The organism is Moorena sp. SIO3I6, from assembly GCF_010672095.1.
Window position 1 is genome coordinate 33,438 of sequence record NZ_JAAHHU010000010.1, and the last position, 11,389, is coordinate 44,826.

Below are 11,389 nucleotides of genomic sequence, written 5' to 3' on the forward strand. Positions count from 1 at the left end.
ACAAGAAGGGGTGCCATTACCAAGCGGTTGCCGCATGGGAGCCTGTGGTGCTTGTAAGCGAAAGCTTATAGAAGGGAAGGTAGAGTATGATGAACAGCCTGACGCTCTGGAAGACGAGGAACGGCAGCAAGGGATGATTTTGACTTGTGTGGCTCGTCCTGTAGGACGAGTAGTGGTTAGCGCCTAAACATGTCTTGTCAAGGGTTCAATGATCAATGTAGCTTGTTACTGATTAAGCTTAATAAAGCTAAAAGAGAAAAGGGAAAAGGTTTCATAACAGTTCAGATTTCGCCAAATACCTTTTCCCTAGCTGAAATTATCCCAAAATTGATCCTGTTGGCTAAATATAAGTTAACATCCAAAACACTGATTCTGCCGTTGATTACGTTACACAACTATAAAATAGTTTGCGACCATGATACCGAATATCAAGGCTTTAATCCTGTTAAGAAATGCTTCGCCAGCCGGATCAAAATGGGGGAGTTATTAATATAGCTAATATATAAAGATTGTAAAAGTTCTGTAAATTAAACCTAAGAATTTGTGAAGACTACTGGGAGTCATCAGTAGCTCTGATTATGACCAGGTATTTTTCTTGTGAAAATACTAGACTAATTTGTGAAGATCATGACCATGAGGTTGCCCAAATCTAATCAATCAGAAAAACGTGATTAATAATTGCTACCAACTTAAGGCTGTAAACCTTATCTATCAATGGTTATAGCATCTGGGTAATTGAGCTAATCATGGTCGGCATTCTGCCCCCGTTTACCATATTTTAGTTTTTTTTGATAATCATAATTATTTTAAGTTAACTAACTTGTGAAAATACGGATATCTTTTGTGAAACTTTTTTAAAGTTATCAATAATTTTACGGATGACGATTGACATTGTAAGTGAATAGACGGATGATAAATGAGGGATTTTACTCCAGGCACAGATTTTGACCTATGGATCAAGTACGGATAACTCCCAGAGACTCTAATTAATCAAACAGATCTAAGGAGTTTATGGCCAGAGTAGCTAGTCTGTTTTGGTACTTGATTCAACGGCAAGACGTCCGTGTTGTTACCTATAGTGTTCTGGGGAGACTATTTATCCTAAATTTTCTCCTAAATTGGTGAGACGACATCATCTCATCATTGCTTTTTCCTAGGTAACCAATCCGATCGGCAACGACGTTTGGCTACCTTTCAATCTACCGTCCAATTTTTAGACCTCTTGCATAAAAAGCCAACAACAGGGTGATAACTACTGTAGTTACCTCGTAGAAATTGACTTTTGCAAAAGGTCTTTTGAAAAACAACCAGTCACGGGTGTAAATATGAAAAATTTATTTTCGGCTCACCATCAAGGGCTGAAAAAACGGCAGCATCTATCCTCGCTCCTAACCATTGGAGTAACAACCGCAGGGCTATCCCTGGGCTTACCAGCACAAGCCATAGAGCTAACACTAGACAACAGCGCTAATCTCTGGGTGGATCAAGCCTTAAGGGCAGTAGAAAATAACCCGCCATTGGGACCAACAGGAGCCTCCCGGGCTTATGGCATCTTGGGTACTGCTATGTACGATGCCTGGTCGGCTTATGAAGGAACGCCGATTAGTACCACTCTTGGGGATACTCTGCAACGTCCTGATATTGAAAACACCCTGGAAAATAAGTCCCTAGCGATTAGCTATGCGGCTCATAGTGTCCTCTCGGATCTTTTTCCTTCTGAAGTTGCTTCCTTCGATGCCCTTCTGACTGATCTGCGATCGCTTGCTAGCAACTCTGCTTCTATCCCTACTGCTACCGAAGTTGGTAACACAGTAGCCAACAGCTTATTGCAGTTCCGACGTCAGGATGGTTCCAACCAGTTAGGGGATGACCCGAGGGGTACACTTGGTGTTCCTTACTCCGATACCACTGGCTATCAGCCCGTCAACGGTCCCGATAACATCGTCGATATCACTCGCTGGACACCAGAGCGGGTACCAATTGACAGCCCGGATGCCAGACTGCAACGGTTTCTTACTCCCCAGTGGGGCAACGTTACTCCCTTTGCCTTGAGCTCTGGGTCTGAATTTAGACCACCAGCACCAGAACCTTTTCTGCTTGTAGAGGGTACTCTGAATCGGGAGGAACGTACTGTCACTCTTGAGGATGGCACAGAGGTTAGTCTGGTTAACGAAGACGGCGAGGTTAATACTGACGTTGTTAACCCTGGGTTTATCGAGCAAGCTGAACGGCTCATTGAGGTTAGCGCTAATCTCACCGATGAGCAAAAACTAGTAGCTGAGTTTTGGGAAGACCCCTCTGGCACTCCTTACCCTCCTGGAACTTGGATGGGTTTTGGTTCATTCATCTCGGAACGGGATGACCAAACCCTAGATGAAGATATCCAACTTTACTTTGGTCTGGGGAATGCGGTTTTGGATGCTGGTATTGCTACTTGGGAAGCAAAAGTTTTCTACGACTATACTCGTCCCGTCCGAGCCATTCGCGAACTCGGTGAGCTGGGCTTAATTGGTGAATTCGATGAGGATTTGGGAGGCTTTGCCATCGAATCCTATGGTGGACCAGGACTAGGAACCGTAAGGCTATTAGCCAGTGATTTCATTACCTACCAAACTCCTGGTGCCGATCCATCCCCTCCCTTTGCGGAATTCACCTCAGGACATAGTGCTTTCAGTGCTTCTGCGGCTGAAATTTTCAAGCTATTTACCGGTAGTGATGAATTCGGCAATTCAGTAACCTTTGCCCCTGGTGCCTCTCGTTTTGAACCTGGTTTGACTCCTACGGATGAAGTCACCCTATTTTGGGAGACATTTTCCGATGCTTCTGATGAAGCTGGTATTTCTCGCATCTACGGTGGCATTCACTTCGATGATGGAGATTTACTCGGCAGACAGTTAGGCCGAGACGTTGGTGGCAAGGTCTATGACCGGACCTTATTCTTCATCAATGGTGGTGTGAAAGTTCCCGAGCCTACTTCTGTATTGGGTATGTTAGTATTTGGTGCGTTTGGTGCTGCTTCCATGCTCAAAGGAAAACGGGGAAATTAATCTCACCATCAATCTCACTAACATTATCTAAAAATCTTCCCAAGGGAAGTTTAGAAACCCTTGGTTTCTGATTAACCTAAAAAAAGAAAAGGGAAAAGGTTTCATAACAGTTCAGGTTTCGCCAAATACCTTTTCCCTAGCTGAAATCCCCCCAATTTTGGGGGGTATTTAGTTAGGATACAAAACAAATCTGGCTCTGGCAACTGAATTCTCTAATACAATCACCACGATACACAACGATGACATCAGTTGAGGATTCAACCGAGGATTCCAGTATAACTCTCGACAACTTACCCGATGATTGCGGACTGCCCAAGGGTAAATCATAGTAATCCATCAGAATTCTTGCCTAGTAACCAATAATACTGAATGATGATAAATAGTGTCATGGCAAGATCACGTTCATAAATGGGATTAGTCATTAGTACAGTCAATATGAAAGGTGGTGTGGGCAAAACCACCCTCACCGTCAATTTGGCGACTTGCTTAGCCAAAAATCATAATAAGCGGGTTTTGGTGGTCGATTTAGATACCCAAATTAGTGGAACCTTGAGCTTAATGCAGCCCCAAGCATTTGCTAAAGCTAGAAAAGGGAGGCGGACATTAAGTCGATTAATCGACAAAGTCACTAAACCTAGCTATCGCAGTCGCTTAACAATTGAGGATATTATTCAAACTGATAATTGTGATATCAAAGGATTGGATTTATTGCCAGGAGATATTGAGCTTTATGATGAATATGTAGTTTCTGATCTACTCCATAAGCAATCTGTTCAGGAAGGGGAGGTGGAATTTAGTAAGGTTTGGAGCCGCTTTGAAAGTCTATTAATCAAAGGGATATTAGAGCCGATTATCCCTAACTATGACTTTATTATTTTAGATTGCGCTCCTGGGTACAATCTTTTGACTCGCAGTGGCATTGTGGCTAGTGATTTCTATCTGCTACCAGCCAGACCAGAACCTTTATCTATTGTAGGAATTCAACTCCTAGAAAGACGGATTGCCAGGCTCAAAGAAAGTCATCAGCAGGATAGTCCTCTTAACTTGCAGCTGTTGGGGATTATCTTTATTTTGTCAGGCGGAGGACTAATGGGTAGGTACTATAAGCAAGTGATGAGGCGAGTTGATAACGATTTCGATAGCAACCAAATTTTTCAAATTCGCATTCCCATGGATGTTAATGTTGCTAAAGCCGTGGATAGTTTTAGTCCTGTAGTTATCGCTCATCCTAATTCTGCTGGCTCTAAAGCGTTCTTCAAGTTGACAGAAGAATTTTTGGTTAAGCTTGGGGCAATTAAAACTACCGAACAAATCAGGGATGAATAAATCAGGGATTAGTGTTGAATCTCCAATCCCTGATCTGGCTAATAGTGCTAACCGTCCTTAGCAATCTTTAAATCACCAATAACTTACAAGTTAGTTCACAAGTCACCTCAGAAGTTACCAGCTAAGGCAGCATTACAGCGTTCGCAGATGGTAGGATGCTCAGCAATTGTACCTACTTTAGAACCGTAGTTCCAACAGCGATCGCATTTTAAGCCTTCTGCATTGACTACCCCTAGCGCTATAGTTTCTGATTCAGCCCTATAGGCTGCTGTTTGTATAGCTTCTAGGGAATCTACTAATTCTACTTGAGAGGCTAAGAGCAGATAGCGCAATTCATCCACTTGATTTCCACTCAGGCTATCGGAAGGATTCATGGCTTCCAGGCGCTGCTTTAATTGTTGATCTTTAACATAAAGCAAGACCTTAGCATCTAGAGATGAACCAATCATCTTTTCCGCTCTGGCTTGTTCAAGTACTTTATTGACTTCTGTGCGGATGGTGCGCAAGGTTGACCAGGACGCTGCTAGTTCAGGATTTTTCCATTGCTCATCTAATTTGACCCAACCTGACTCAAATACGGATTCATGGGATTTCTGATAAGGTAGGTATTGCCAGATATCCTCTGCCATATGACAGAGTACAGGTGCGATCGCTTTAGCTAAATTTTCTAGTGCTATTTGTAGCACTGTCTGACAACTGCGCCGCCGTGGTGAGTTGCGAGCACTGATATAGAGTCGATCCTTAGCAATATCCAGATAGAAGTTAGACAGGTCTACTACACAGAAGTTCTGCACGCTCTGGAAGAACCGGAAGAATTGATAACTCTCAAAGGCATCAGTTACATCTTCAAATACCTCTGTGATCCGGTGTAGCATGTAGCGGTCTAATTCCGGTAACTCCTGAACAGGCACCCTATGCTTCGCTGGGTCAAAGTCATGAAGGTTGCCTAGCAGGAAACGGGATGTATTGCGAATTTTGCGATAGACATCGGCTAGTTGCTTGAGAATACTCTGAGATATTGGAACATCTGAGGAATAGTCTACAGAAGATACCCACAATCGCAGCACATCAGCTCCGTAGGGGGGTTCTTTTTTCTGGTTTTTACCACCCTCGATGATTATAGCTGGTTCCAAGATATTCCCCAAAGACTTACTCATCTTGCGCCCTTGGTCATCTAGAACAAAGCCGTGGGTTAAAACAGTTTTGTAGGGGGCATAGCCATTGCTGGCTACACTGGTGAGTAAGCTGGACTGGAACCAACCCCGGTGTTGGTCTGAGCCTTCCAAGTAAATATCCACGGGATAGCGTAATTCTTCCCGTTGCTCGGCCACAGCTGCCCAAGAGGAACCGGAGTCAAACCAGACATCCATGGTATCGTTACCCTTGCGGTAGGTCTTACCATTACTACGATAGGATTCTGGTAACAATTCCTCTACGGATAGTTCCCACCAGGCATCGGAACCTTTCTCAGCAATAATGCCTTGGACATAAGCAATGGTTTCTTCATTGAGCAAGGGTTCGTTAGTTTCTTCGTCGTAGAATACCGGAATTGGTACACCCCAGCTCCGTTGGCGGGAAATGCACCAATCGGAACGATCCGCCACCATCGGGGTAATCCGGTTTTGTCCTTGGGCAGGGATCCATTTTACGGATGCGATCGCATTTATTGCTTCATCCCGGAATCCCTCTACTGAAGCAAACCATTGTTCTGTGGCTCTAAAGATAGTTGGCTTTTTAGTGCGCCAATCGTAAGGATATTTATGAACATACGGTACCTCTTTCAGCAATGATCTAGCTGTGTTCAGTGCCTCAATGATGGCTGGATTGCCATCCTTGAGCACATTCAACCCAGCAAACTGTCCCGCTTCTGCCGTAAACTTCCCATCTGCATCTACTGGCGAAAGGATAGGTAAGCCATAACGCTGACCCACACCATAGTCTTCTTGACCATGACCAGGAGCCGTGTGGACTAAACCTGTACCCGATTCAGTGGTGATGTAATCCCCACCAATCACAATGTTGCTTTCCCGCTCAAATAGGGGATGCTGGTAAGTACAATTTTCCAACGCCTCACCCTTAACAGTCGTTTTGACCGTAAGTGGAGTTTCCAGAGTAGCTGATAGTTTTTCTACCAAATCCGCTGCTACTAATAAGAATTGGGATTGGTTAGTTTGGGAACCCCCTTCCACTACCGCATAGGTCAGTTCTGGATTAACGGCTACTGCCAAATTTCCAGGGATTGTCCACGGAGTCGTCGTCCAGATCGCCACACCTAGATTTGGCAAAAATGGGTCTAAGATCTCCTTTATCCCTGGCGCTGCCTTAGTCATTGGGAAAGCAGCATAGATACTTGGGGAGGTATGACCTTCCGGATATTCTAACTCCGCTTCCGCTAGGGCTGTTTTAGAACTGGGACTCCAGTGAACTGGCTTGAGACCTCTGTAGATGTAGCCCTTCAATACCATCTGACCAAATACCCCAATTTGAGCCGCTTCGTACTGTGGGTTTAAAGTCAGGTAAGGATTTTCCCAGTCTCCCCATACTCCATAGCGCTGGAAACCTTTGCTTTGCTGCTCTACTGTTTTCAGGGCAAATTTCTTGGCTTTCCGGCGCAGTTTTATCGGAGTCAGCTGTTGACGCTCCTCTAGCTTCATGGCTTGCAAGACTTTCAGCTCAATAGGCAAGCCATGACAGTCCCAACCAGGGACATAGCGAACTTTGCGACCTTGCAGCAGTTGGTATTTATTAATGATGTCCTTGAGGACTTTATTCATGGCGTGACCCATGTGCAGAGAGCCGTTGGCGTAGGGGGGGCCATCATGCAACACGAAAATCTCGCCAGGATTAGTTTGTGACAGGCGCTCATAAATAGTTTGCTCTGCCCAAAACTGTTGGAGTTCTGGTTCTCGCTTGATAGCGTTTGCCCGCATATTAAACTCAGTTTTGGGCAGATTGACCGTATCTTTATAGCTTTTGGATGCTGTCACAGTTTCAAGGCGAAATTATACTAGTAGAGCCGTTTATTAAGAGTTGATTAGAGCCATCTAACCCACTTTAACCTGCTGACCGCTGACTGTGTATTGCTGAGTAGTTAGATTCAACCTTACAGCAATATTAAACAATCAACGGTCAACAAAGGATGTTAACAAAGGATGTCAACAAAGGATATATGTCTATATATATCTCTTATTATTATGAGCAACAATCTCCCCAACCTTCAACTTTCCTTGGAAGGATTGTTGGATTTTTTAGCAATCGGTTTTTTCGGAGTTGGGGCTGGTGACGGCTTTTGTGTTGCGCTCGACTTTTTTTATACCTTGGGATTAGGAGGTGGTGGTGCTTTTGCTTCTGGTGCGATCGCTTCTGGTGCTTTTGCTTCTGGTGCGATCGCTTCTGGTTTCTGGTCTGGCTCCTGACTTGACTCTGGCTGTGGGGGGGGTGAGTCTTCCTTAGCCACTGCTACTGGTTGGGGGGTTTCTGTCTTAGGGGGAGTCGTTTCAGCGGAATCTGAGGTTTTAGTGTCATCTGTTTCTAAAACCGCTTCTTGGGTAGTGGATGGTACCGTAGTTGCTTGATCCGCTGCAGGGCTTGGTTGGGCAGTTTTAGGATTAGTTTCCTGGGTGGGCGACGCCATGGTGGTATCTGCCGGTACAGCAGGAGTTCGGCCTGAGTCTTGGCGTTTGCCCAAAAGATTGCCAAAAAAGCCAGTTACTTTAGCTAGTAGCCCTTTTAATGACTCAAGTGGCAGTATTTCTTGAATCTTGGTGATAAATTCAGCTTGACTTGGGATAGGGGTTTGTTGGTCGGTCGGTATCAAGGCTCGTCGCAAGGTCAAGGTTTGCCAACCCAACCAGCCTACCAACGATACACCCGCTATTTGACCGATTAAGACGCCGCCAGTAATGCGTCCAGCACAAATCCATAACACTAGAGCGTAGAATAATCCCACTCCACTCCAGATAAAGTCATATTTACGATGCACCTCTGGTAAAAAGAAGGCAGCTAGGTAAAAGACTAAGCTACCAAGAGCAATAACCAACGCCAAGAGGTATGCCAGCATTTTCGGAGTACTCCTTACGTGCTTCTTTACTCATCATGAAGCAAAATGTTGCCTCATATACAAATTATCTATCACTGAATCACTCATGTAAGCTTCACCACACTCACTGTACCCAGTATAGTGTGGGATTTGAGTACTGCTAGGTTAAATAATTGCGATTAGTACCGAATACGGGGGTCAATCAAAGCATTAACAATATCAATGGCAATACTTGCGATTACCACAATAGTGGCGAAGAATACCATAATCCCTTGCACCGTGGGGTAATCCCGCCCAGAAATTGCTTCATACAACCGATTCCCTAACCCTGGCCAAGAGAACGTCACCTCTGTCAACACTGCTCCACCTAACAAAGCAGCTAAGGTCAACCCTAGCACTGTAATCACAGGAATCATGGCATTTTTCAGAGCATGGGCAAAAACAATGCGCCTTTCGTGAATACCTCTAGCTCTGGCCGCTTCTACATAATCAGCCTTGAGAGTTTGCTTCAAGTTTACCCACAGTCCTCAACTTGCCTTAAATCCGTTCGCTGGAAACAGGTTTTCACATTAAATTCGTTTTGAATATCATCAGCAACTGCTTTGCCGCAATCCTGTTGGCGGCCACAAATAACTACTCCTGCTGCACCCGAACAAGCCACTTGACGGGCGATCGCAGCACCTAAACCTTGGGTTGACCCGGTAACGACTACGACTTTGTCTTTCAAACATCCAAAGGTTGGCTTAATTTGCTTTAGGTCTATTAGTTCTGGGCTGATGTGCATAGTGTTATCCCTAAACAACGGAGGTGATGGAATGGGGTTTTAGTCGCAATTAGTGCACTGATTAGTCTTTACTTCTGGTACTACAACCTTAGCCATTAATCGAAATTTGTTCAGGCCGATAATACAGAAAATTCATCGCTGTCCAAAGTATAACCATAATCATTGCTAACAGCATGATGTAAGGGAATAGCGACCATAGACTGAATTTTTGGGCAATCAGTCCCATTAGCCACGGCACAATTGAAGTTCCTAACTTACCAAGCCCACTTATGATTGCGATCGCACTTATAACAAGCCTTGGTTGTATTTGTTTAGCTACAACAGCAAGTATTGTGGGATACAACGGTCCCAAGCTTAGACCAGCAATCCCTAGGCCGACTGTAGACATGATGACCGATGGCCAAAACCAGATCAGCATCATATTAATCAAGATGCTGAACATGCAAAGATAGAGTAATTGATTAATCTCAAACCAGCGAAATAAAATACTAATGCCTAAACGGGCAAGAGTCATGCCTAACCAATAAGTACTGATGCTTAAGCTAGCCATGAAGTGAGATTCATGCTGAATACTACACAGAAAACTGTAAGCCCAATCCCCTAGGCTATGTTCTGTTCCAACACAGAAAATAACAAATCCACTGGTGAACCAGATAATAGGGGACGTTAGAGCAGCCTGCAAAACACTGGGTTGTGACCCTTGCGAGTCATCATAGTTTAACGTTGTATCAGCTTGATCTGAAAATGCCAAATATAATGCGATCGCCAACAGAAACCCCAGTAATGCCCATAATCGATAAATATTATACCAACCCTGATTGCTGGCAATGATGCTAGCGGCAATTATTGGACCTAACAAGGCTCCAACTCCCCAGAGTGCATGTAAATAATTAAGCCAAATCTTACTGTTTGGCTGCATGACCAGGTAAGCATTAAACCAAGTTTCTATAATTGCCAAACCAAAACCAATGAGAATAGGTAATAGAATAAAAATTTTAAATGGTGGGCATAAGCTACAAGCTAATGTGGCAATAACAAATGAATTGATACCAATAAGTAAAAGTGATAAGCGTCCAAGCCAATTTTCAATGAAGCCAATAGTTAATGCCGCAATGAAATGACCGAGTGTTCCTCCTAGAAGGAGGAAGGCGACGGTTGCTTTGTCAACCTGATAATAAATTTGTAGATTTAGAATTAAGACACTGATACTAGACTCATATAGACCAATCAGCAGAAATCCTAGAAGTAAAAGACTGATTTTGAGGCGAGATTTCGGATCGTTATGTTCAAGTATAGTCTGACTTGAAGTACCAGGGTATGAATCAATATTTAGAGCGTTACTGTGACTAATTTGATGATCTCCTGAAACTTGAGATGGTTCTTGAACAGCCATAATGGAAATTTGTTCCGTTAAAGATTATGGTTCTTCAGTAACTGCTATGCTAAATTTCCAGTTAACAAAACTCATAAAGCTTACTGTGTCAGGGTTATGAGGCTATTTAAATAATAAAGTTTTCTGAATACTGCCTCTTCTCCCTGCTCCGTTCGCGTAGCGTGGCCCACGGCCTCAGCTCCCTTTGCCAAAGTGTTGATTTAGCATAACAAGTACGGAAGAGCCAAGATTATTAGACCTCTCTGATAGCGGTTTTCAAATGGGTAGCTCTAATCTGTTTCGCTTACACTCCTATCAGACTGAATAATTGTGTCCATCCAAATGAAAAGCGCTATGAAAAAGAATCTTAAACCTTTATAGCAATTCTATTTAGATGGTGCAAGATGTGAGTTAAAATCTATTTAGGATTGCTATATCATGTCTAGGTGAAAACTTATCCGTCTTCTGTCACTTTCCGAAATTCTGACGAAATTGCGTCATTACAGCCAACGACACCTAACGAGAGAATTAGGGTTTGACCCCCATTTTTCGGAGTCTGACAGAAGAGGGATAATTTCCGGAGAGGTTTATTGGTTTGCATCTTGACAGACCCAAGCTTCAAAATAAGCAGCTTGGTTGAAGAGATCATGATCAGGTTCACCATTGGGAAGCTGCGGAGACTTAAAAAATAGTCCATACTGAGGCTGCAAGCCGCTTTCTTTACGGGCTAGAGAGACGGTCATAAAACCAGGGTAAACGCATCTAACTTAATTAAGTTATTTAAAAATCTACATTTCTCAATTTTAACTATTAACAATCAA

The 11,389-nt window shown here is 43.7% G+C and carries 9 protein-coding genes and 1 pseudogene; 3 read left to right on the forward strand and 7 right to left on the reverse strand.

Translation table 11 applies throughout. From position 1 onward, the window contains the following. A partial coding sequence (locus F6K49_RS06000; protein WP_293095012.1) for a 2Fe-2S iron-sulfur cluster-binding protein occupies window positions 1-187 on the forward strand: 187 nt, incomplete at its 5' end. 1,138 nt (window positions 188-1,325) lie between these two features. After that, entirely contained in the window at window positions 1,326-3,047 is a 1,722-nt protein-coding gene (locus F6K49_RS06005; protein ID WP_293040888.1) for a vanadium-dependent haloperoxidase, read from the forward strand. Between the two features lie 168 nt (window positions 3,048-3,215). Here the strand turns inward: F6K49_RS06005 and F6K49_RS06010 are convergent, their stop codons facing one another. Next, window positions 3,216-3,374: a hypothetical protein gene (locus tag F6K49_RS06010; protein ID WP_293064714.1), complete on the reverse strand. Its 159-nt coding sequence runs from the start codon at window positions 3,372-3,374 to the stop codon at window positions 3,216-3,218. Window positions 3,375-3,455: 81 nt separating this feature from the next. Between F6K49_RS06010 and F6K49_RS06015 the strand changes: the two genes are divergently transcribed. Then, window positions 3,456-4,373: a ParA family protein gene (locus tag F6K49_RS06015; protein WP_293040884.1), complete on the forward strand. Its 918-nt coding sequence runs from the start codon at window positions 3,456-3,458 to the stop codon at window positions 4,371-4,373. A gap of 107 nt (window positions 4,374-4,480) precedes the next feature. On the opposite strand, the gene ileS is transcribed toward F6K49_RS06015, so the two are convergent. The 6 genes and pseudogenes from ileS to F6K49_RS06045 all read right to left on the reverse strand — a co-directional run bounded on the left by ileS (window position 4,481) and on the right by F6K49_RS06045 (window position 11,311). Further along, window positions 4,481-7,360, reverse strand: coding sequence for an isoleucine--tRNA ligase (ileS, locus tag F6K49_RS06020; RefSeq protein WP_293095015.1), 2,880 nt, complete (start codon window positions 7,358-7,360; stop codon window positions 4,481-4,483). Window positions 7,361-7,683: 323 nt separating this feature from the next. Continuing rightward, on the reverse strand, window positions 7,684-8,433 hold the full coding sequence (locus F6K49_RS06025) for a Ycf66 family protein (protein WP_293019160.1): 750 nt from the start codon (window positions 8,431-8,433) through the stop codon (window positions 7,684-7,686). A 158-nt stretch (window positions 8,434-8,591) separates the two neighbouring features. Next, a pseudogene (locus F6K49_RS06030) lies at window positions 8,592-8,930 on the reverse strand (ABC transporter permease); the annotation flags it as partial. After that, window positions 8,927-9,196 carry an SDR family NAD(P)-dependent oxidoreductase gene (locus tag F6K49_RS06035; protein ID WP_293095018.1) on the reverse strand — a complete coding sequence of 90 codons (270 nt, stop codon included), beginning with the start codon at window positions 9,194-9,196 and terminating at the stop codon, window positions 8,927-8,929. The pseudogene F6K49_RS06030 and the gene F6K49_RS06035, both read right to left, overlap by 4 nt. A gap of 88 nt (window positions 9,197-9,284) precedes the next feature. After that, window positions 9,285-10,589: an MFS transporter gene (locus tag F6K49_RS06040; protein WP_293055542.1), complete on the reverse strand. Its 1,305-nt coding sequence runs from the start codon at window positions 10,587-10,589 to the stop codon at window positions 9,285-9,287. Between the two features lie 566 nt (window positions 10,590-11,155). Next, entirely contained in the window at window positions 11,156-11,311 is a 156-nt protein-coding gene (locus tag F6K49_RS06045) for a hypothetical protein (RefSeq protein ID WP_293095021.1), read from the reverse strand. Between the last annotated feature and the right edge of the window lie 78 nt (window positions 11,312-11,389).